The sequence below is a fragment of the Mycobacterium sp. ENV421 genome (assembly GCF_002887815.1).
Taxonomy (GTDB): Bacteria; Actinomycetota; Actinomycetes; order Mycobacteriales; family Mycobacteriaceae; genus Mycobacterium.
On sequence record NZ_PDHO01000003.1, the window covers coordinates 196058 to 215549 of the forward strand.

A 19492-nucleotide genomic window follows, 5' to 3' on the forward strand; every position below is an offset into this window, starting at 1 on the left:
TGGATCCTCCGTCGAAACCCTCTGCACCCGTTAGCCTTTCGATAACCGGCGAACACGATCACTTGGCGGGGAGAGATCCTTCCCGGTCAGCAGGGGCGGATAACCCTAGGCGGTACGGTACGGTACTGGATCACCTCAGGCAACACTTCGTTTCAGCTGATAGGACGGGTGAGACTGGGGATCATGACGTTGTCGACGATCGCCCGTACCGTCCGCCGATCAGGAGGTCGGTTGGGGACGATCGACCGGAAGATCAGGTACCCGGGCATCAGATCCCAGAGTTCTTCGGTGATCGCCTCCGCCTTGATCTCGCCGCGGTCGACAGCGTGCTGCAGCACCGACTCGATCAACGCCTTTCGCTGGTCCAGGAACTGATGCTGCATCGCCTCGCGCAGGGCCGGATCGCGGGACACCTCCACCATCACCGCACGGATGGTGGCGGAATGCTCCGCGGCGTGCTCGGTGATGGCTTCGCCGAGACGCAGCAGGTCTTCCCGCAGCGAGCCGGTGTCGGGGCGGACCGCCGCGCACCGGACACCTTCGATGAAGGCGGCCAGCACGAGTTCGCCCTTTGAGGGCCAGCGCCGATAGACCGTGGCCTTGCTCGCTTTGGCGGTCGCGGCGACCGCGTCGACGGTCAACCGTTCGTACCCGTGTTGTTGCAACAGCTGCAGAGTGGCCGCGAGCAGTTCCGCCTCGCGCGCCGACCACGGCGACGATTGCGCCTCGTAGTCGGCAATCCCGGTCACAGCGCCAACCATAGAGCGCCCAGGCAGTACGGTCCAGTACTGTCCAACCCTGGCGAAAGGCCATTTCGCTGCCGCCGATCGCCCGCACCCTGCGGTTACCATGAACGCCGTGGCGAGCGTCGTGGTGCGGATCGGCCTGGCAATGCTGGTGAGCTTGCTGTTGGCACCGGCGGCGAGCGCAGCGCCGGACTCCTCACAGTGGATCGTCGTCGGCGTGCCCACCGCCAGTGCCACCACCGGAACGTTGACCGCCTTCCAGCGAGTGGGACAAGACTGGAAGGTCGTCCTGGGCCCCACCCCGGCCAAGGTCGGCGAACTCGGCGTCGGCGTGCCGGCCGACGGTGTCTACCGCACTCCGGAAGGGACCTTCGGCTTCGACCAGGCCTTCGGACGCCAGCCCAACCCCGGCACCAAGATGCCGTACTTCCAGGCCACCGACCAGGACTGGTGGGACGAGGACCCCAAGTCGCCGGGGTACAACACCCATGTCCGCAGCGACGGCCAGCCCTCGGCGATCGCGGAGAACCTCTACGACTCCGGCCCGGTCTACGACTACGCGGTCAACATCACGTCCAACCCGAACCGCATCCCCGGCAAGCTGGCCGGAATCTTCCTGCACGTGTCCGACGGTGATCCCACCTGGGGATGCGTCGCCATCGGCCGCGACGAGATGCGGTCAATACTGAATTGGCTTGACCCCGCCGCCAATCCGCAGATCACCATCGGGGTGGGTGACCCCTCGCTCATCACGGCGCGGTCGTGACCCAGCCGAACCGCCGCGATGTCTTTCGGTACGCGCTCACGGCGCTGGCCGGTGCCGCGGTGCTCGCAGCACCCCGGGCGGCCGCGGACGGGTTGCAGCTCATCGATTTCGCCGACCGCCTGGTGAGCCCGGAGCAGATCAAAGCCGCCGGCTACGGCGGGGCACTGGTGTACGTCTCCGAGCTGAGGCCGGGCGCCACCTTCGATTTCAAGCCCGTCACCCGCGACTACACCGACGGACTCATCGCGGCCGGACTGCACGTGGTGAGCTGTTACCAGTTCGGTAAGCCCGGCTGGCCCACACCGTCGGACTTCACCCGCGGGTTCGACGGAGGCGTGGCCGACGCGCAGACCGCACTGCGGATCCACGGTGCGGCCGGTGGCCCGAATTCAGCGCCGATCTTCTTCAGCGTCGACGAGGACATCAGCTCCGACACCTGGAAAAGCACTGCGATCCAATGGTTTCGCGGTATCAACTCGGTGATCGGCGTCGAGCGCACCGGAATCTACGGCGGTGCGCGCCAACTCGAATGGGCGATCGGCGACGGCGTCGTCGGATATTCCACGACGCCTGGCTATCGCTGGGCCTGGCAGACCAAAGCGTGGTCGGGCGGTGTGCGCGAACCCGCCGCCGTGCTCTTCCAGCGCGAGGTCGTCACGGCGTCGGACCCGGGTGCGCTCATCGACGGCGTCCACGTCGATGTCGACGACGTCCTGGCGCCCGACTTCGGCCAGTGGGACCTGGCCCGCTGATCAGCTTTCGACGAAGGTGACGTTGGCCTCCAGCGGGTTGCGCGGCACCGTCAGTTGATTGCACGCGAATTCCGGATCGGGGTAGCCGATCGAAACACCGCACAGGATGCGCATCTCCTCGCCGATGCCCAGATGCTCACGCAGTACCTCGGGATAGCCGGCCACCGAGACCTGTACGCAGCTGCCGAGCCCACGCGCGGTGAGCGCCAGCAGGAAGGTCTGCAGGAACATGCCCACCCCTACCGCGTCGACGTAGTCCAGGTTGCGGTGCATACAGACGATGCCTGTGAGCGGAGCGCGGAAGAACTCCCAGTTGCGGAGCACCGCAACGCGTCTGGCTTCGGCGTCGTCGCGGGCCACGCCCATCGTGCCGTAGACCAGTGCGCCCAGCTCGCGGCGGAGGTGGGCGAACGACTCGGGAAGTTGCGGAACGTTGGGGGCCTCGATATCGGCCTGCTCCAGTAGCGCTTCGGCCAGCCGGTCTCGAGCCGGCCCGGAGGCGAAGACCACATGCCATGGCTGGATGTTGGAGTTGGACGGTGCGCGGATGGCGAGTTGCAGTGATTCGGTGACCAACTCCTGGGGCACGGGCTTGTCGCGAAGGAACAGCCGGATGGACCGGCGTTCGCGGATCGCGTCCTCAAGGTCATGCATCGCTTCCTGCTTTCCTCAGCCCGTTCTGTCGCGGAAAACGCCGGTGATCGGAATTTGCATCCCGCGGCCCGGGCGCACAGCTCGTACAACCTCCTTGGTGACCTTGAGCGGCACCGTCTGGTCTTCGGTTCCCGAGGTCAGCAGCCGCCAGGCCAGGCCGGCGCCGACACCGCATAGCCGCGGCCGCTGAACAGGTCCAGCCACGGCTGCCAGGCGCTGGCATGGATCCACCAGCCGTGGATGAAGATCACGGGGTTGAGTTTGGTGCTCACAAAGTCCTTCCGGGGGTGCTTCGGGGCCTACAGGGTGGTGACGTAGCCGCCGTCAATGCGGATGTCGGAGCCGGTGATGTTCGCGGAGTGTTCACCCGCGAGGAACATGACGAGGTCGGCCACCTCCTGCGCGGTGGTGAATCGTCCGGTCGCCGAGCCGGCGACCACGGAGTCGACGACCTGATCCGGGGTGGCCCCGCTGGCCGCGGCGAACTGCGCGGCGATGCCCTTCTCGGCCAGCCACAGGGGAGTGGCTACCGGACCCGGGCTGACCGTGTTCACTCGAATACCGTTGCGCCCGAACTCTTTCGAGACCGCTTTCGCGAAGTTGGCCAGGGCGGCCTTGGCTGCGCCGTAGTCGACGATGTTCCACTCCGGCAGCGTCGCGTTGACCGAGCCGATCATCACGATCGAGCCCCCGCCGCGGCGCAGCAGGTGCGGGATGGCTTCCCGGGTGGCCCGCACGGCGGACAGGAAGTTCACCGCCAAACCCGCCAGCCAGTCGTCGTCGGTGACGGACAGCAGGCCGTCGAATCGCGGCGTGACAGTGCCGGCGTTGTTCACCAGGATGTCGAGGCCACCGCGTTGCGCGGCCGCGTCGATCACGGCCCTCGCCCCCTCGGCAGTGGCGAGGTCAGCGGCGACGAACGTTGCTGAGCCGGTAGCTTCCAGCTCTTCCAGCTCGGCGCTGTTGTGCCGGGCCCCGGCAATGACGTGCGCGCCCGCAGCGGTCAGGGTCCGGCTGATGGCCAAACCGATTCCCTTGCTGGCACCGGTGACGACGGCGATCTTGTCGGTGAGGTTGGTGTCCACGGGGATACTGTGCCTCACCGGTGTGAATTCAGCGCTCTAATGTGAAGACCACGTCGTACAGGCCGGGGTGGGCCTCGCCGAATTCGGCGTTGCGCTCCAAAAATCTTGCTGCACGTAACCGTTCGATCACCCGCAGCGCCGCCTCGAGACTGTCGCTTTGAGCGTAGTTCACCACTCGGGCGCCGTCGTGGCTGCGATGCAGGCTGGCCGAGCGCCAGCCGGGGGTGGTACTGGCGAATCGCGCTGCCTCCTCGAGCAATTCGATCAGCGCCTGCTGCCCGCCGTCGGGCACCGTGAACGTGTTGATCTGGGTGACGATTCCGGCGTCGGTTCGGATCAATGGCATGACTACCTCCTGTGTCGGAGGCGCTGTGAACCGGAGACTGACCACGGCCCTGTCGCTGCCGGCGCCAAGCCACCGGCGCAGCAGCGCCAGTTGCTTGTCGCGGGTCCGACGGGCGGTACGGAGCTTCCTTGCGGAAGGGAGCGGGCTTACCGGTGCCGCTCCTGGTCCTTTTCGACTCTTCGACCCTACCGGTTGAAGTGTTCGCGGTCGATGCGTGTGGTCAATTCTGTTGGCTCACAACGCCGAGCGTGCAGGTTGTCGTCGAAATTGTTCGAAATCTCGACGACACCCCCCACTCTCGGCGACAGCGTTACGGTGATGGCATGAGCGAACCGGACTCGCCCGGCGAGCGCCCCGGCCACGGGCGCTTCGATACGCATTGGGTGTGGTTCGGCGCGATCCTCGCGTTGCTGCTGACCGCGGGACTGCTCGTCGCGTTCCTCTCGCTGTTCCCGCTCGCCATGGCAACCGACGGCTGCCACGACGGCAGCACCGAGCGCATCTGTTCGCTGACGGCCCGCGGCCAGCACGTACTCGTGGCGATTCCCTGGGCGTGTCTCGCGGTCGGCGCAGTGACCGCTCTGGTCGCCGCCTATCTCGCAACCCGGATCCGGTGGACGCCGCTGCTCGGTATTCCGATGGGTGTCATCGCAGCGGCAGCGATGATTCCGCTGGGCGACTGGATCGCCTACCAGGTCTAGCCGAGCGTCGGGCTAGGTGATCCAGCGGTCGACGAGGGCAGCCCACCGTCGGGAGATGGTCTTGTCCAGCAGGTCACGTCGGCGGCGGGTGTTCACATCGTCGGGTTCGATCGCGCCGATCGTCAACCGCGCCACCTCGTCGAGGAGATCACGCTCCAGCCCGAAGGTGAGCAGGATGTCGAGATCGGTGTCGGTGTCGAGTTCATCGGGCAACGTCGAGCGAGCCAGCAGAACGGCGGCATTCTCCTCGCCGGCCTCCAGCAAGATGGCGACCAGGCCGGCTTTGGCGACCTTCACGAACGGCAGCTACACCGGTCGGCGGATCGACAACTCGATACCGTTGTCCCGCATGACTTTACGGCACTGTTCGGGCGTGTAGTCGAAGTTCTGCAGGTCTTTGATGTAGGACGCCGGCTCGGCAAGACCTTCGACGTGGGGGTAGTCCGAGCCCATGAGGATGTGGTCGTCACCCATCAGCTTGAGCAGACTGGCCAGTTCGTCCTCGTAGAACGGCGACACCCAGACGTGGCGTCTGAACGTTTCGCGCGGATCCTCTTTGTAGATGAACGGAATCTGACCCCAGGACTTGGTGAGCTTCTCGAAGAGATGGAACACCCACGTCGATCCGCTTTCGATACACGCGATCCGCAGGTTCGGAAACCGCAGGAACAACCCGTTGTGCAGGTGGTTGGCGAATGTGTCCTGGATCGCGTCACCGCTGAACAGGCTCCGGAAGCCCAGCAGCGCGTTGAACGACATCATGTAGTCCGACTCACCCCATGCCGGCATGAACTTCGAGTAGTAAGTCTCGCCGGAGTGGTAGCACACCGTGATCCCGGAATCATTGGCCAGCTGCCAGAATTCGTCGAACATCGGATCGCCGGGCGGACGCATGCCGACTTCGGTGGTGATCGGTCCGGGGATCATGACGATGAAACGCGCGTCGTGGTCCAGTGCCCACTCGAGCTCGCGCACCGCCTCGGCCGGCCGGCACATGGTGATGTACGGCGCGGTGAAAATCCGCTCCTGGTAGGCGAATCCCCAGTCGTCGTCCAGCCAGCGGTTGAAAGCCTGGAAGGTGGCTACTGTCGCGTCGAAGTCGGGGAGCAGTGCCTGCTCCATGCCGACTCCGAGGGTGGGCAGCATGATGCAGCCCTGCATGCCCTGGGCGTCCATGGTCGCCAGCCGCGCGTCGCGGTTGCGGTACTCGGGCCGGATCGGTTCGAGCTCGCCGAACAGCGAGTTCAGATCCGAACCATGCGGATTACGGCCGCGGAAGTATTCGTCGAGTGCACCGGGCTTGCCCACCGGATCGAACGTCGGGTTGGGGATGAAACGATTGACCCTGCCGCCGACCAGCAGCCGCTGCCGACCGTCGAGCTGTGCCCACTGGATGGCGCGCTTTTTCAGCTTCGGGTCGATGTAGCGGGTGAACGCGTCCTCGGCCTCGTAATAGTGGTTGTCACAGTCGAAGAACGTGAACGGCAGCGCAGTGGTCATGGCTCGGTCCTTTCACACTATTTCCGCGGCAGGCCCAGAATCATCGAGGCGATGATGGTCAGCTGGATCTCTGCCGTACCGCCTCCGATGAGCTCGGACGGCATGTCGAAGTAGGGACTGATCACCGGGGGATCCGAATCCTCAAGCATGGCAAGGCGTCCGGTGAGACTCAACGTGGCGGTGGAGGCGCGCCGCAGCAGCAGCACCATCGCGTACTTGGCGATGCTCGACGTCGGTCCGGGTCCCTGCCCTTGTACCAGACGCAACGTCTCACGCAGGACCATCGCCTTGATGGCGGTGGTATGCGCTTCGATTTCGCCCAATGCCTGCAGGACGGTGTCGTGATCGGGCCCGTCTGTATCGGCCACCCTCCGCAGGGCTTCGGACCGATCGAGGTTGACGTAGTTGCCGATCGCCGTGCGTTCGACGGCCATGGTGGCCACGGCCAGATCCCAGCCCTGGCCGGGTTCGCCGACCAGCATGTCGTCGGGAATGAAGACGTCGGTGAGGAAGACCTCGTTGAAGTCGAAGTGGCCGCTGGCTTGTTTGATCGGGCTGATCTCGATGCCGGGGGAGGACATGTCGACGAGGAAGTAGCTGATGCCACCGTGTTTCGACGCATCCGGGTCGGTGCGTGCCAGCATCGCCCCGAACTGGGCGACGTGCGCCGACGACGTCCAGATCTTGTGCCCGTTGACCAGCCAGCCGCCGTCGACCTTCGCAGCGCGGGTGGTCAGCGACGCGAGGTCTGAGCCGGCTCCCGGTTCACTGAACAGCTGGCACCAGCGCTCGGTGCCGCGCAGCATCGGCCCCGCGAATCGTTCGCGCTGTGAGTCGGTTCCGCTGTCGAGGATCGTCGGCAGGATCCACTCCGCGATGTTGAGCGAGGGCCGAACCAGATCAGGACGCTTGTCGAACTCCTCGGTGATGATCACCTGCTGTACCGGGGTGGCCCCGACGCCCCACGGGGCCGGCAGGTGCGGGGCGACCAAACCGGCGTCGGCGAGTAGGTCCCGTTGCGAACCGTAGGCCAGCCCGGGCGCCCGACGGTCGTCGGTGGGCGTCTCGTTCCGCAGTTCCATGGCCTGGTCGAGCGTCTTCGCCAGGGCGGCGCGGAAGTCCGACTCGACGTCGTCGCCGAGATTGATTGCGGTAGAGCGCTTCAGCGTGCGAGACAGTTCACCCGCTTCGCGGGCCCAACGTGGTGACGGTCCCAGCGATGCGGCCAGGCTGGTGGCGCGCCGCCAATACAGGTGGGTGTCGTGTTCCCAGGTGTAGCCGATCGCGCCGAACATGAGCAGCGCGTCCAGCATCAGGTCGGGGCCTGCGCAGACCGCCATCAATGCGGCCGAGGCGGCGGCCAGCCGGTGCTGCTCGATGCTCTCGTCGATCGCGCGCACCGCATCCCACGCCGATGCCGACGCCAGTTCCGCGTTGACCAGCAGGATCGCGGCCTTGTGCTGCAGCGCCTGGAACGACCCGACGGGCTTGCCGAACTGTTCGCGGGTGCGGATGTAGTTCACCGCGGTCTCGACGCCCTTGCGCACCGTGCCCGCCGAAGCGCAGGCCGTCAGCGCGGCGACGACGCAACGAGCCCGGTCGGTCTCGATACCCGATATGCGTTGTTCCGCGGTCACCGGATAGCTGTCGAGGACGAGCACACCGACGTCGGTGCTCAGGTCGGTGCCCCGCTGCTGCTCGACAGCGATGTCCGGTCCCATCGGTAGGCCGAACCACAGCTCGGTGCCGTCCTCGGCGTGCACCGCCAGCAGGATGCGCTGCGCGGCAATCAGTCCCAGCGTGCTGCCGATCGATCCGGTCAATCGCCAGCCGTCGCCGTCGGGCATGGCCCGGACACCGGAATCCTCGGGCAGCACCACCGCGGCCGTCGCACCGCCGGCGAGATCGGCCACCAACGTCGCCGCGGAGTCGTCGGCGAGATTCGCCACGGCGCTGGCGGACACCGTACTGAGCAGGGGGCCGGGCAGCAGCGCCGCGGACGCCGCTTCGATGACGCAGGCCATATCCGCGAGCGTCCCGCCCTGGCCGCCGGCATCTTCGGGAAGGTGCACCGCATGGAAGCCGTTGGCGGTGAACTCCTCCCACCACGTCGGCAGTTCACCGGCGGCGATCGAGTCGAGGGCCGCCCGCGTCTTGTCGATCGGGGCGTGCCGGGCCGCGAACTGAGTCACGGCCTCGGCCAGCTGCTCCTGCTCGATCGTGATCGCCAACACTGCGTTAGTTCTCCAGTCCTAGAATCCGGGCGGCATTGCCGTACAGGAACTTCGGCCACACCTCATCCTTGAACGGCACGTTGGGCAGATCACTGAAGATCCGTTCCAGCGACAGACCCATCGGGAAATAGCCCGCGTAGATGACCTTGTCGGCGCCGCGGGTGTTCGCGTAGTCGATGATCTCCTTGGGGTAGTACTTCGGTGCGAACGCCGATGTCGAGTAATACAGATTGGGCCACTTGAGCATCAGCTTGACGGCGAGGTCCTGCCACGGCTCGCAGCCGTGGCGGGTGACGAAGACCAGGTCGGGGAAGTCGAACATCACGATGTCGATGCGCGAAACCTCCTGCGGTGCCATCGGAATTCGCGGGCCGGGAACGCCGGCGCAGACGAAGATGGGGATGCCGAGTTCGACGCAGGTGGCGTAGATCGGATACATCTTCGGATCGTCGATGGGAACCTGCGGGAAGGTGCCCGACGGGAAAACCGACGTCGCGCGGATGCCGTAGGTCTCGTAGTCGCGGCGGATCGCCTGCACCGAACCCATCACGTCGTTGGGGTCGGCGATCGCGCCGGAGGGAATGAATCGATCGGGGAACATCTTCAGCGCGAGCTCGGCCGCGGAGCCCTCGCTCACGCCGATCATCGACTTCTCGATGCCGAACCGGTCCATCTGCTGAAGCAGTAGTGATACCGGGTCGTCGGTGGGCAGGCCCTTGGGCACGTCTTTGAACATGTACTCGACCGGGAAGTCGAAGTCCTCTTTGGATTCGCGATCCTTGGTCTGCTTGCGAATGAAGTCGTATTGAGCGGTCCCCTCGTGCGGGAATCCGATCATCGTGTCGATCACCGGCAGACCGACCGGTCCGGCCATGGCGTCCTCCCATCCCAAGAGACCGGCGGGGTGCCGCCGCGACCACCATAGTGAAACACGGTTCTACTTTGTGTCAAGCCGCCACCTGGTGTTAAGTCCCCATTCTCGGCTAACCTGTCGTAGCATCACAGAAGACCGTTCTGCGCTGATCGGAGGTGGCATCGTGAACACGCCCGCTCCCGATCTGATGTCGCCGACGGGCCGGATCATCCCGATGTCGGATATGACCAGCGGTCAGCTCGCCCGCCGCGCGAAGATCATCGAAGAGGTGATCGATCTGATCGGTGAGGTCGGCGCCGATGCGGTCCAGATGCGGGATGTGGCTCAGCGCGCGGGAGTCGCCCTGGCCACCCTGTACCGATACTTCAGCTCCAAAGAGAACCTGCTGGCCGCTGCGCTGGCGGATTGGCAGAAGCGGTTGACCCGCCGCATGCTGTCGGGCGGCGGCCCCGCCGACAGTGACCCGCTGCCCGCTGTTCTGGACTACCTGCGCCGTGCCCAGCGGGCGTTCAATCGCAACCCGGCCATGACCGCCCTGATGCTGCAGATGATGACATCGACCGATCCCGAAGTGCGTTCGTCGATCGATCAGATGGAGCGCACCAATGTCGAGTTGTACAACCGCCTGCTGGCCGGCGTCGCGGCGGAGTTGATCCCGCAGGTGAGTTTCGGCCTCAACGCCGCGCTGAGCGCCGCACTCGCCGGCCTGCGGGCCGGGCGACTGACATTGGACGAATCGCTCAATCACGTGGAGTGGGTGGCTCGGGTGCTGCTCGCCGAGGCGCAGCACGCCTAGTTCGCGGCTAGGCTGGAGCGATATGTCGTTGTCTGCTGAGTTGTGGTCGCACAATTCCGATCTGGCCGCCGATATCCTGGCGCATCCGTTTGTTCGCGGTATCGCAGACGGCTCGCTGCCGCGTAGGCGCTTCGCCGCATACATCGCTCAAGACGCGTTCTTCCTCGAATCCTTCGCCCGCGCATATGCATTGGCCTTGGTCCGCAGTCCGGACACCTCTACCCTGCTGGTTCTGGCCGATTTGATCGCCGGGGTTCGCGAGGAACTGGGACTGCACGCGTCCTATGCCGGCTCGTGGGACATCGACATGGCCGGCGTCGAACCGCTGGCGGCAACCAGCGCGTACACCGAGTTCCTCCTCGCGACCGCGGCCACGCGACCGCCAGAGGTCGTCTATGCCGCGATGACCCCGTGTATGCGGTTGTACGCGTGGGTCGGCCAGTCGCTGGATGCCGACTCGGCCGGCCCGTACGCGCAGTGGGTACAGACATATGCCGCACCGGAATTCGAGGGGATCGCCCGCCAGCTGGAGAACCTGCTCGACGAGCAGTCGCCGGACACTCCGGATGTGCGCGACGCGTACCGGCGCGCGATGCAGCTGGAACTGGCATTCTTCGAAGCGGCCAACAACACCGACACCTGACCGGTCGCCGCGACGGCGGTCAGAAGTCCGCGGGATCAGGCCGTTCGACCGAGCGGGGTGACAGGCCCAGGCCACGTACGTGCAGCGCGATGTCCCGCAGGGGTGCCACCCAGACATCCGCGCACGACACCACGTGCTCGACCAGTTCCTCCAGCGCGGCCGCTCGCGACGGCCGACCCGACAGGAAGGGATGGTTGGTCAGCACGAAGCAGCCCCCGACTGCGCGCAGACCCTCGAACTCCAGCCGCCAGATCTCGGCGGCTTTGTGGGGGCTCTCGATCAGTCCGCTGCCGGAGATCTCCGGCAGGTAGCAGTACTGCTCCCAGTCGTCGAGCGCCCACTGCACCGGGATTTCGACGAGGCTGCTGCTGCCGGTGGCGCCCACCCGCAGTTCGTACGGATGGTCGGCGTCCATCAGGCTGGTGTCGTAGAGGAAGCCCCGCTCGGCCAGCAATTGCGGTGAGTGCCAGTTCAATTCCCACATCGGAGCCCGGAAGCCGACCGGAGCTTCGCCGGTGAGCGCGGCCAGCACCTCGGTGCCGCGGTCCAAGATCACCCCCTCCTGCTCGGGGGTCATGCCGGTGAGGACCTCGTGCAGATAGCCATGGTGCGCGACCTCGTGGCCGCCGTCGACGATCGCACGTACCACATCGGGATAGCGGACCGCGGTGTAGCCGGGGACGAAGAACGTCGAGCGGACATCGTGTCGCGCCAGCAGCGCCAGGAGCCGGGGCACGCCGACGAGCGGCCCGTAGGCCTGGTGCGACATCACCGACATCCGATCGGCATGCGCCGCATCGATGTTCAGTACGGCTGATTCGGCATCGACGTCGAAGGTGAAGCATGCCGCGGCCCGCTTACCCGCGGGCCAGGCCACAGGTTCGGCCGGTGTCGCGCTCATATGCGGGTCCACCGACGATGCTGCCGAGTCATGTTCGTAGATGATGGCCTATCTCCGAGCCGGCCGCATGCTCAGCAGCCGACCGTGCGAGATCAGCGAGCCGGCTTGCTTGAGCCGCTGCGTTCGTACGCTGACGTCGTAGCCCTGTACATGACGCACAGTCGCCAGCCGCTCGATGATGTACCGGTGTAGGTGATCGACATCGCGGGTGATCACGACCGCCAGCAGGTTATGGGGTCCGCTCACGGCGATCACCGAGGCGATCTCGGCATGTGCGAGAAGCTGTTCGGCGGCACCCGTCAGATCGCGGGGTGCTATCGCCATCCAGATCAGGGCATGGACTCCAAAGCCCAGCCGCTCGGTGAGCACGTCGACGTCATAGGTCAGGGTGCCCGCCGTTTCCATCGCCGCGATGCGTCGCTTGACTCGGGCCGGCGACCAGCCGGTCAACTCGGCCAACTGCGCGTGCGGGATTCGCCCATCACGTGCCAGCGCTTCCAGCAGGGGACGATCGTCGCTCACCGGCGGGACCGCGGCGTCGGACCGCTCGGCTTGCACGTCGGCCAACGCTTTCACCTGCGCGGCGGTCAGGGTGTGGCCGTAGCCGGTCCACACCGCACCTGAGGAGTCGCCGAAGACGTGCAGCACCAGATCGACCGTCATGCTCAACACCGCCGAGGTGCGCGGCAGGCGGTGCAGGATCCCGTCGCTGTTCTCGGCCAGCGGTGCGCGAACGATGCACACCAGCTCGGTGGATCCGGACAACACGTTGGCGTGGGTGACTTCCGGTCGCTGGGTGAGCGCCTCGGCCACGCTGAGCAGCGTGTCGGGCCTGGTTCGCAGCCGGACGACCCACTGACACTCGCCATACACCTGCGGGTTCACCAGGCCGACCACCCGGATCGCACCGTCGCGCAGCATGGCGCGGTAGCGGCGTGCGACGGTCTGTTCGGGAACGCCGAGCACGTCACCGATCCGCCGAAACGACACGCGCGGGGACAGCTGGAGCGCATGCAGAATCTTGCCGTCTAGCGGGGATGTCATGCCGATAACGGTACGTAAGAGTCGACTCATATGCCGATATCCACCGCATCGGCGCGCTGATGTGGTTGATCTGACCTCACGATCCGAGACTGGACTGACTGCAGTCGAGCGACGCGGCCTCGGCCGACGGAATCGGAGGATGTCATGAGAATCGGTATCGGTCTGCCAAACCATGTCGCAGGTGTGAACGGTGCGGTGATCGGTTCGTGGGCCCGCCGCGCCGAGGAGCGCGGGTTCGAGTCCCTGACGACCATCGACCGGCTGTTGTACCCGAGCCTGGACTCGGTTATCGCGCTGTCGGTGGCGGCGGGTGCGACGAGCACGCTCGGGCTGGTAACGAATGTTCTTCTGGCGCCGCTCTATTCGGCACCCGTGCTCGCCAAACAGCTCGGCAGCCTGGCGGCGTGTGCGGGTTCCCGTCTCACGGTCGGCATCGGCGTCGGATCGCGGGCCGACGACTACGACGCGGTGGACGTGGACTTCGCCAGACGGGGCCGCATCCTCGACGAACAGCTGGTCATGATGCGACACGGTTGGAGTGCCGATGCAGGGTTATGCCCTGCGCCAGTGCAGATTCCACTGCTCTTCGGCGGACGGTCGGAGGCCACGATCCGCAGGGCCACCACCGTCGGCGACGGCTGGGTTGCCGGGGCGCTGCGCGACTTCGACGCGCAGTCGGCCTTCGCCGAGCGGATTCGTGCGGGGTGGCAGGCGGCGGGCCGAGCGGGAGCTCCCGAGATTCATGCTTCGGTGAACTTCGCGCTCGGCGAGGGCGACGTAGTGCGGCGAGGACGAGACCACCTGGCCCGCTATTACGGCTTCAGGCCGGAGTTCGCAAAACTCAACGTGGACGACATGATTCACTCCGCCGACGATGCGCGTGCCGCGGTGCATGCTTACCGCGACCTCGGTTTCGACCGGTTGCTCTTCCACCCTGCGGTCGCGACGATCGACCAGGTCGACCTGCTTGCCGACGCGCTGCTGTAGCCGCAGCATCCTCAGCCGAGTCGCGGTATCACTTCATCGCCCAACCGCTTCACCCAACCCTGCGGATCGGGGTTGCCCGGCATCGGTCCGGTGTTGATCAAGTCGAAGCCGAGCTGCGCGTAGGCGTCCAGAGTGCGCAGGTACTCGTCGATGTCATTGAACGGGTCGTCCGAATAAGCTGCTGTGAGCCGGATTTCGTCGAAGTCACGACCGACGGTGTCGCAGTGGCGGCGCAAGACGTCCAGCTTGTGCGGCATCTCATCGAGGGATGACGTGCTATTCCATACGTCGGCGTACTGGGCCACCAGTCGCAGTGTCTTCTTTTCACCGGAGCCGCCCAGAAGGATCGGGGGCCGACGAATCGGCTGAGGCTCGCAAAGGGTTTCGGCGAGATGGTAATGCCGCCCGTCATACGGCCCGTCATCATCGCTCCACATCTGTAGACAGATCTGCAGGGTTTCCTCGAGCATGTCGAATCGCTCGCGGACGGAGGGGTACGGGATACCGAGGGCGTGATGCTCCCGCTCGTACCAGGCGGCGCCCAGACCGAGCATCGTGCGGCCGCCGGCCAGCACGTCCAGCGTCGTCATCGTCTTGGCCAGCACACCGGGATGGCGATAGGTGACGCCGGTGACCAACATGGTCAACGTGATTCGGTCGGTCAGACCGGCCAGGTAACCCATCGAGGTGTAGCCCTCCAAGAATGGGTTGTCAGCCCGGGCCAGCGGTTCCATCTGAAGGAAGTGGTCGGCGAGGGTGAACATCTCCACGCCGGCGTCCTCGGCAGCCTTGGCCGTACCCGCCATGGTCGGACCCAGTCGCTCGGCGGCGCCGGGCAGGAAGTCAATGTAGTGAACGCCCAATTTCATAGTGGTGAGCCACCTTTCATTCATCTAGTCGTCCGAGCAATGTCAGCGCGTCATTGATCACCTGGCGCTCGTCCTCGGTGTATCGGTCCTGCATGGCTCGCACCAACCACTCCTCGCGTACCTTCCGGTCGCTTTCGGCGCGGCGACGGCCGACGTTGGTCAGACCGATCAACTGCCGGCGACCGTCGTCAGGATCCGGGGTGCGGTCGATCAGGCCGTGCCGGTCCAGGCCTGCCACAGTGGCAGCCATTGATTGAGGGCGAACTCGCTCTGCACCTGCGAGTTGGCTGGTCGAACTAGGGCCGTCCTTGAACAGGCGCAGAAGGACGGCCGTCTGCGAGGGGGTCAGGTCATCGTCGGCGGCAACCGCTCGTAACCGCCTGCGCAGCCTGCTGAACACGACGCGAAGTTCTCGTGCGGCCCGAATCGAGGACTCATCGACCTTTCCCATATAGACAGCCTAAACTGTACAGTCAAAACTGTCTAATTTCCGGACGAGGTGGTGGCCTCGCTGAATTTGATGGATTGGCGGGGAGACGTGCCCCGCCACTTCCAACATATAGCGCACCGGGGGGCTTGCGGCAAGACCCCCCGCGTGCCGCAAAATCGCTGCCTTCGAAAGAAACTGACTGCACAGGGGGCATGCGAATGCGTGGATCTGACTACGACCACACCGTGGTGATCGCCGGGGGAGGACCGACCGGGCTGATGCTTGCCGGTGAGCTGGCGCTGGCCGGGGTGGACGTCGCGATCGTCGAACGCCGCACCAGCCAGCAGGTCACCGGCCAGCGGGCCGGCGGGCTGCACTGCCGCACGATCGAACTGCTGGACCAGCGCGGCATCGCAGACCGGTTCCTGGCGGCCGGGCAGGCTGTTCAAGTCGCCGGGTTCGCGCAGATCGGGCTCGACATCAGCGACTTTCCCACCCCCCATCCCTACGGATTGGCGTTGTGGCAGAACGAGATCGAACGGCTCCTGGCCGAATGGGTCGGCGAACTGGGCGTGCCGATCCGTCGCGGGGCGGAGGTGACGGGCTTCACCCAGGGAGAGGCCGGAGTCGAGGTCGAACTCTCCGATGGCGGCGGCCTTCGCGCCGAATACCTCCTCGGATGCGACGGCGGTCGCAGCCTGGTTCGCAAGGTGGCCGGCATCGACTTTCCCGGCTGGGATCCGGTGACGAGCTATCTGATCGCTCAGGTCGAGGTCCGCGACGAACCGACATGGGGCATCCACCGCGACGCCCTCGGTACCCACGGGCTGGACCGGCAGAACGACGCTGAACCGGTTCGGGTGATGGTGACCGAGCGAACCGTCGGGCCGGCAACAGAACCCACGCTCGCCGATCTGAGCGCGGCACTCACCGCGGTCTACGGCACCGACTTCGGAATCCACAGCCCCACCTCGATCGCCCGATTCACCGACGCGGCACGGCAGGCGGCCACCTACCGCGACGGCCGGATCCTGCTCGCCGGTGACGCCGCCCACGTCCATCACCCGATCGGCGGCCAGGGTCTCAACACCGGTCTGCAGGATGCCGTCAACCTGGGGTGGAAGCTTGCCCAGGTGGTCAACGGAACCGCACCGGACACGCTGCTCGACACATACCATGCCGAGCGGCACCCGGTGGGTGCGCGCGTCCTGCAGACCACGATGGCGCAAATGGCATTGCTACGCACCGACGATCGTACAAAAGCCTTGCACGACAACATCTCCGAGATGCTCGGCATAGACGAGGCGCGCAAGGCATTCGCCGCGCGCATGTCGGGTCTGGACATCCGCTACGACCTCGGGGCGGGGCATCCTCTGCTGGGCCGGCGGATGCCCGACCTCGACATTCATACGGCCACCGGGCCGACGCGCGTATTCGAACTGCTGCACGCCGCCCGGCCGGTACTGCTGGACTTCGATGACCCGGGCGGGATCGATCTTGCGGGGTGGGCGGATCGAGTCAGCCTGGTCACAGCGCAGTACCGAGGCGCATGGAAGCTTCCGGCGCTCGGCGAAGTGGCCGCGCCCACACGAGTGCTGATCCGCCCGGACGGGCACGTCGCATGGGTCGGTGAGAGTTCGTCGGAGGGCCTGACTGAGGCGTTGACCAGCTGGTTTGGTCCTTCGGTGTAACGGCAGGCAGCCCATGCGGCGATCAACATGCGACAGACCGTGGAGGGAAAGCATTGTGATTGGGCGCCTGGGAAGGGCCGTGCTGGCCGCGGGTATCGCACTGGCCGGGCTGACGGCTGCAACCGCGTCGGCGGCACCAGGGTGCGCCGACTACCACTGGATCGGCGCCGCCGGTTCCGGTCAGCGCGACAGTGCCAACCTGACCGCCAACGGCGGGATGGGCTCCGTGGTGTACCAGTCCTATCAGCAGCTCAAATCGCAGCTCGCCGCGGACGGCCGGACCATCGACGCCGAGGCGGTCCAATACCCCGCGGCTGCGGTGCCACTGGAGGGCGGCATCAGTGGCTGGCTTGGCTTCCTCGGCAGCGTCGGTGACGGCACCGACGCGACCGCAAAGCAGTACAAGGCGTTCACCGAGCGTTGCCCGGACAGCAAGGTGGTTCTGGCGGGCTACTCACAGGGCGCCATGATCGTCCACCGCAACTTGTACGACCTTGCCGACGATCCGCATCTGGCCGCGGCGCTGTTGATCGCCGACGGCGACCGGCTGCCGGTCGACACCACCATCAAACTGGGGTCGACGGCCGTCGCGATGGGCCACGGCGAGGGCGTCGCGCAGGACCACTCGTTCCTGGCGTCGACCAACACCTCTGAGTTGCCACCGGCGATCGGCACCCGAACCATCAGCGTGTGCGATGTCGGTGATCCGGTCTGCGACTACAACCCCGACACCGGGAAGATCTCCGATGCGGCGATCGCCATTCACACCTCGTACTCGCCGGCGCCGAGCGGCCCCCACGCGTGGGTCACGCCGCTCTACACCGTGGTGACGGCGACGGAGACCGCCTCGCCGGTGGAGCTGTCCGCCCACACCTCCTGACCCGGTTCCGTCGCCGGGATGACTTTTCCAGAAGTCATCCGTTCTGGCCGTCAGGGAGCTGTCCTGCTCCCGAAAGCCAGAAGGGATCATCATGAAACTCGTCGTAATCGGTGGCACCGGCCTGGTGGGCTCGAAAGTGGTGCAGAATCTGACCGCCCGCGGCCACGAGGCTGTCGCAGCGGCTCCCTCGACCGGCGTGAACACCTTCACGGGTGAGGGTTTGGCCGAAGTGATGGCGGGGGCCGCCGTCGTGATCGACGTGTCCAATTCGCCGGCACTGGACGACTCGGCAATCGAGTTCTTCCGCACCGCAACCACGAACCTGCTGACCGCCGGGCAGAACGCCGGTGTCCGGCACCACGTCGCGCTGTCGGTGGTGGGCACCGAGGACCTGGCCGCGCAGAGCGGCTATTTCCAGGGCAAGCTCCTCCAGGAGAAGCTGATCAGTGAAGGCCCGATTCCGTTTTCGATCGTGCACGCGACGCAGTTCTTCGAGTTCATCAACACGCTCGCCGACGCCGCGACCGACGGCGACACCGTGGTGCTGCCGCCGAAGTACTTCCAGCCGATGGCGGCCCTCGATGTCGCCGAGGGCGTTGCAATCGCCGCCGTCGGGGAACCGGTCAACGGCATCGCCGAGATCGGCGGCCCCGACATGGTTTTGCTTCCCGACCTCATCCGCACCGCGCTGATTTCCCGTGGTGACAGCCGCACCGTCGTCGCCGATCCGGCCGCGTCGTACTGGGGCGTCGACATCGACGAGCGCACGTTGGTCCCCGGCCCGGGCGCCACACTCTTCGACACCCGATTCGAGGACTGGCTTCTCGAATCGGCCGCGAAGTCCTAGGCCGAGACGTGGACGTATACGAAGCGGTGCGGAGCAGACGAGCCGTCCGCGGGTTCACCGATCGGCACGTCACGCCCGAGATCCTGCAGCGGGTGCTGGCAGCGGCGTCGTGGTCACCCTCGGGGTCGAACATCCAGCCGTGGCACGTCTATGTCGTGACAGGTGCGCCGCTGGCCGAGCTGAAGAAGATCGCCGTCGAGCGTGTCGTTGCAGGTGAAGCCTGGGATGACCGGGAATTCGAAATGTATCCCGCTGAGATGGCGTCGCCCTACCGGGAGCGCCGCTCCGACTTCGGTCGGCAGCGGTACGCCGCCCTGGGCATCGCTCGCGAGGACTGGGAAGCCCGACAGCGGGCGGCCGTCGCGAACTGGGATTGCTTCGGCGCGCCGGTCGCGCTGTTCTGCTACATCGATCGGCATCTCGGCCTGCCGCAGTGGGCGGACCTCGGCATGTATCTGCAGACCGTCATGCTGCTGCTTCGTGCCGAAGGGCTGCACAGTTGCCCGCAGATGGCGTGGTCGCAGGTTCGCCGGACCGTTGCCGATGTGGTGTCCCCGCCCGATGAGCTGATGCTGTTCTGCGGCATGTCCGTTGGCTACGAAGACATCTCGTTCAGCTACTCACGTACCGGTCGGGCCCCTCTTGACGAGACCGTCACGTTCCTGCCCGAATAGGTCCGCCCACCGCGGTGTCCACCACCCCCGGTTACGATCAGGACCGGAAATTCCGGTGAGGTCCGCTAGGGG

23 protein-coding genes are annotated in these 19492 nt (G+C 65.9%); 10 read left to right on the forward strand and 13 right to left on the reverse strand.

Features of this window, described 5'->3' with window-relative positions:
- Positions 1-152: 152 nt before the first annotated feature.
- Positions 153-761 carry a TetR-like C-terminal domain-containing protein gene (locus CRM90_RS05195; RefSeq protein ID WP_102805933.1) on the reverse strand — a complete coding sequence of 203 codons (609 nt, stop codon included), beginning with the start codon at positions 759-761 and terminating at the stop codon, positions 153-155.
- 97 nt (positions 762-858) lie between these two features.
- Between CRM90_RS05195 and CRM90_RS05200 the strand changes: the two genes are divergently transcribed.
- Both CRM90_RS05200 and CRM90_RS05205 read left to right on the forward strand, forming a co-directional pair.
- The gene (locus CRM90_RS05200; RefSeq protein ID WP_502693228.1) at positions 859-1512 is read left to right on the forward strand and encodes a L,D-transpeptidase family protein; all 654 of its coding nucleotides are present in this window, start codon (positions 859-861) and stop codon (positions 1510-1512) included.
- On the forward strand, positions 1509-2264 hold the full coding sequence (locus tag CRM90_RS05205; protein WP_102805934.1) for a DUF1906 domain-containing protein: 756 nt from the start codon (positions 1509-1511) through the stop codon (positions 2262-2264). Before CRM90_RS05200 ends, CRM90_RS05205 begins: the two co-directional genes overlap by 4 nt.
- Here CRM90_RS05205 and CRM90_RS05210 read toward each other — a convergent pair whose 3' ends face one another.
- From CRM90_RS05210 to CRM90_RS05220, 4 genes are all read right to left on the reverse strand, one after another.
- Entirely contained in the window at positions 2265-2918 is a 654-nt protein-coding gene (locus CRM90_RS05210) for a nitroreductase (protein WP_102805935.1), read from the reverse strand.
- Positions 2919-3055: 137 nt separating this feature from the next.
- A complete protein-coding gene (locus CRM90_RS31295) occupies positions 3056-3190 on the reverse strand; it encodes a lipase family protein (protein WP_286145616.1) in 135 nt (44 codons plus the stop codon).
- A 27-nt stretch (positions 3191-3217) separates the two neighbouring features.
- On the reverse strand, positions 3218-4003 hold the full coding sequence (locus tag CRM90_RS05215; protein ID WP_102805936.1) for an SDR family NAD(P)-dependent oxidoreductase: 786 nt from the start codon (positions 4001-4003) through the stop codon (positions 3218-3220).
- 28 nt (positions 4004-4031) lie between these two features.
- Entirely contained in the window at positions 4032-4349 is a 318-nt protein-coding gene (locus tag CRM90_RS05220; protein ID WP_102805937.1) for an antibiotic biosynthesis monooxygenase family protein, read from the reverse strand.
- A 323-nt stretch (positions 4350-4672) separates the two neighbouring features.
- On the opposite strand from CRM90_RS05220, the gene CRM90_RS05225 reads away from it, so the two are divergent.
- A complete protein-coding gene (locus tag CRM90_RS05225; RefSeq protein ID WP_102805938.1) occupies positions 4673-5050 on the forward strand; it encodes a hypothetical protein in 378 nt (125 codons plus the stop codon).
- 12 nt (positions 5051-5062) lie between these two features.
- Here the strand turns inward: CRM90_RS05225 and CRM90_RS05230 are convergent, their stop codons facing one another.
- From CRM90_RS05230 to CRM90_RS05245, 4 genes are read right to left on the reverse strand one after another with little or no spacing between them, the layout of a single operon-like run.
- A complete protein-coding gene (locus CRM90_RS05230; protein ID WP_102805939.1) occupies positions 5063-5347 on the reverse strand; it encodes a hypothetical protein in 285 nt (94 codons plus the stop codon).
- A gap of 9 nt (positions 5348-5356) precedes the next feature.
- A complete protein-coding gene (locus CRM90_RS05235; protein WP_102805940.1) occupies positions 5357-6550 on the reverse strand; it encodes an amidohydrolase family protein in 1194 nt (397 codons plus the stop codon).
- A 17-nt stretch (positions 6551-6567) separates the two neighbouring features.
- Complete coding sequence (locus CRM90_RS05240; protein WP_102805941.1) at positions 6568-8784, reverse strand: acyl-CoA dehydrogenase family protein; 2217 nt, start codon at positions 8782-8784, stop codon at positions 6568-6570.
- 4 nt (positions 8785-8788) lie between these two features.
- Positions 8789-9658, reverse strand: a complete 870-nt coding sequence (locus CRM90_RS05245; protein WP_102805942.1) for an amidohydrolase family protein — start codon at positions 9656-9658, stop codon at positions 8789-8791.
- A 163-nt stretch (positions 9659-9821) separates the two neighbouring features.
- Here CRM90_RS05245 and CRM90_RS05250 point away from each other — a divergent pair, with 163 nt between their 5' ends.
- Positions 9822-10454 (forward strand): TetR family transcriptional regulator, encoded by a 633-nt coding sequence (locus CRM90_RS05250; RefSeq protein ID WP_233209171.1) that lies wholly within the window; start codon positions 9822-9824, stop codon positions 10452-10454.
- A gap of 22 nt (positions 10455-10476) precedes the next feature.
- Entirely contained in the window at positions 10477-11097 is a 621-nt protein-coding gene (locus CRM90_RS05255) for a TenA family protein (protein WP_102805943.1), read from the forward strand.
- A gap of 19 nt (positions 11098-11116) precedes the next feature.
- Here CRM90_RS05255 and CRM90_RS05260 read toward each other — a convergent pair whose 3' ends face one another.
- Together CRM90_RS05260 and CRM90_RS05265 are read right to left on the reverse strand one after the other, a co-directional pair.
- A complete protein-coding gene (locus tag CRM90_RS05260) occupies positions 11117-11998 on the reverse strand; it encodes a polysaccharide deacetylase family protein (RefSeq protein ID WP_102805944.1) in 882 nt (293 codons plus the stop codon).
- A gap of 48 nt (positions 11999-12046) precedes the next feature.
- Positions 12047-13042, reverse strand: coding sequence for an Lrp/AsnC family transcriptional regulator (locus CRM90_RS05265; protein ID WP_102805945.1), 996 nt, complete (start codon positions 13040-13042; stop codon positions 12047-12049).
- A gap of 144 nt (positions 13043-13186) precedes the next feature.
- Between CRM90_RS05265 and CRM90_RS05270 the strand changes: the two genes are divergently transcribed.
- Positions 13187-14029 carry an LLM class flavin-dependent oxidoreductase gene (locus CRM90_RS05270; RefSeq protein ID WP_102805946.1) on the forward strand — a complete coding sequence of 281 codons (843 nt, stop codon included), beginning with the start codon at positions 13187-13189 and terminating at the stop codon, positions 14027-14029.
- Between the two features lie 11 nt (positions 14030-14040).
- On the opposite strand, the gene CRM90_RS05275 is transcribed toward CRM90_RS05270, so the two are convergent.
- Both CRM90_RS05275 and CRM90_RS05280 read right to left on the reverse strand, forming a co-directional pair.
- Positions 14041-14898, reverse strand: a complete 858-nt coding sequence (locus CRM90_RS05275; RefSeq protein WP_102805947.1) for an LLM class F420-dependent oxidoreductase — start codon at positions 14896-14898, stop codon at positions 14041-14043.
- A gap of 16 nt (positions 14899-14914) precedes the next feature.
- Entirely contained in the window at positions 14915-15349 is a 435-nt protein-coding gene (locus tag CRM90_RS05280; protein WP_102805948.1) for a MarR family winged helix-turn-helix transcriptional regulator, read from the reverse strand.
- Positions 15350-15546: 197 nt separating this feature from the next.
- On the opposite strand from CRM90_RS05280, the gene CRM90_RS05285 reads away from it, so the two are divergent.
- From CRM90_RS05285 to CRM90_RS05300, 4 genes are all read left to right on the forward strand, one after another.
- Positions 15547-17019: an FAD-dependent monooxygenase gene (locus tag CRM90_RS05285; protein ID WP_233209172.1), complete on the forward strand. Its 1473-nt coding sequence runs from the start codon at positions 15547-15549 to the stop codon at positions 17017-17019.
- A 55-nt stretch (positions 17020-17074) separates the two neighbouring features.
- Positions 17075-17899, forward strand: coding sequence for a cutinase family protein (locus tag CRM90_RS05290; RefSeq protein ID WP_102805950.1), 825 nt, complete (start codon positions 17075-17077; stop codon positions 17897-17899).
- A 91-nt stretch (positions 17900-17990) separates the two neighbouring features.
- Positions 17991-18746 (forward strand): SDR family oxidoreductase, encoded by a 756-nt coding sequence (locus CRM90_RS05295; protein ID WP_102805951.1) that lies wholly within the window; start codon positions 17991-17993, stop codon positions 18744-18746.
- 8 nt (positions 18747-18754) lie between these two features.
- A complete protein-coding gene (locus tag CRM90_RS05300) occupies positions 18755-19420 on the forward strand; it encodes a nitroreductase (protein WP_102805952.1) in 666 nt (221 codons plus the stop codon).
- The last annotated feature ends 72 nt before the right edge of the window (positions 19421-19492 follow it).

What these genes read in the sequence shown, in the direction of transcription:
- CRM90_RS05195 (WP_102805933.1), bottom strand. Translation starts at nt 761, where the DNA reads ATGGTTGGCGCTGTGACCGGGATTGCCGACTACGAGGCGCAATCGTCG.
- CRM90_RS05220 (WP_102805937.1), bottom strand. Translation starts at nt 4,349, where the DNA reads ATGCCATTGATCCGAACCGACGCCGGAATCGTCACCCAGATCAACACG.
- CRM90_RS05295 (WP_102805951.1), top strand. Translation starts at nt 17,991, where the DNA reads ATGAAACTCGTCGTAATCGGTGGCACCGGCCTGGTGGGCTCGAAAGTG.
- CRM90_RS05280 (WP_102805948.1), bottom strand. Translation starts at nt 15,349, where the DNA reads ATGGGAAAGGTCGATGAGTCCTCGATTCGGGCCGCACGAGAACTTCGC.
- CRM90_RS05255 (WP_102805943.1), top strand. Translation starts at nt 10,477, where the DNA reads ATGTCGTTGTCTGCTGAGTTGTGGTCGCACAATTCCGATCTGGCCGCC.
- CRM90_RS05235 (WP_102805940.1), bottom strand. Translation starts at nt 6,550, where the DNA reads ATGACCACTGCGCTGCCGTTCACGTTCTTCGACTGTGACAACCACTAT.
- CRM90_RS05225 (WP_102805938.1), top strand. Translation starts at nt 4,673, where the DNA reads ATGAGCGAACCGGACTCGCCCGGCGAGCGCCCCGGCCACGGGCGCTTC.
- CRM90_RS05265 (WP_102805945.1), bottom strand. Translation starts at nt 13,042, where the DNA reads ATGACATCCCCGCTAGACGGCAAGATTCTGCATGCGCTCCAGCTGTCC.
- CRM90_RS05270 (WP_102805946.1), top strand. Translation starts at nt 13,187, where the DNA reads ATGAGAATCGGTATCGGTCTGCCAAACCATGTCGCAGGTGTGAACGGT.
- CRM90_RS05260 (WP_102805944.1), bottom strand. Translation starts at nt 11,998, where the DNA reads ATGAGCGCGACACCGGCCGAACCTGTGGCCTGGCCCGCGGGTAAGCGG.
- CRM90_RS05285 (WP_233209172.1), top strand. Translation starts at nt 15,547, where the DNA reads ATGCGTGGATCTGACTACGACCACACCGTGGTGATCGCCGGGGGAGGA.
- CRM90_RS05275 (WP_102805947.1), bottom strand. Translation starts at nt 14,898, where the DNA reads ATGAAATTGGGCGTTCACTACATTGACTTCCTGCCCGGCGCCGCCGAG.
- CRM90_RS05245 (WP_102805942.1), bottom strand. Translation starts at nt 9,658, where the DNA reads ATGGCCGGACCGGTCGGTCTGCCGGTGATCGACACGATGATCGGATTC.
- CRM90_RS05210 (WP_102805935.1), bottom strand. Translation starts at nt 2,918, where the DNA reads ATGCATGACCTTGAGGACGCGATCCGCGAACGCCGGTCCATCCGGCTG.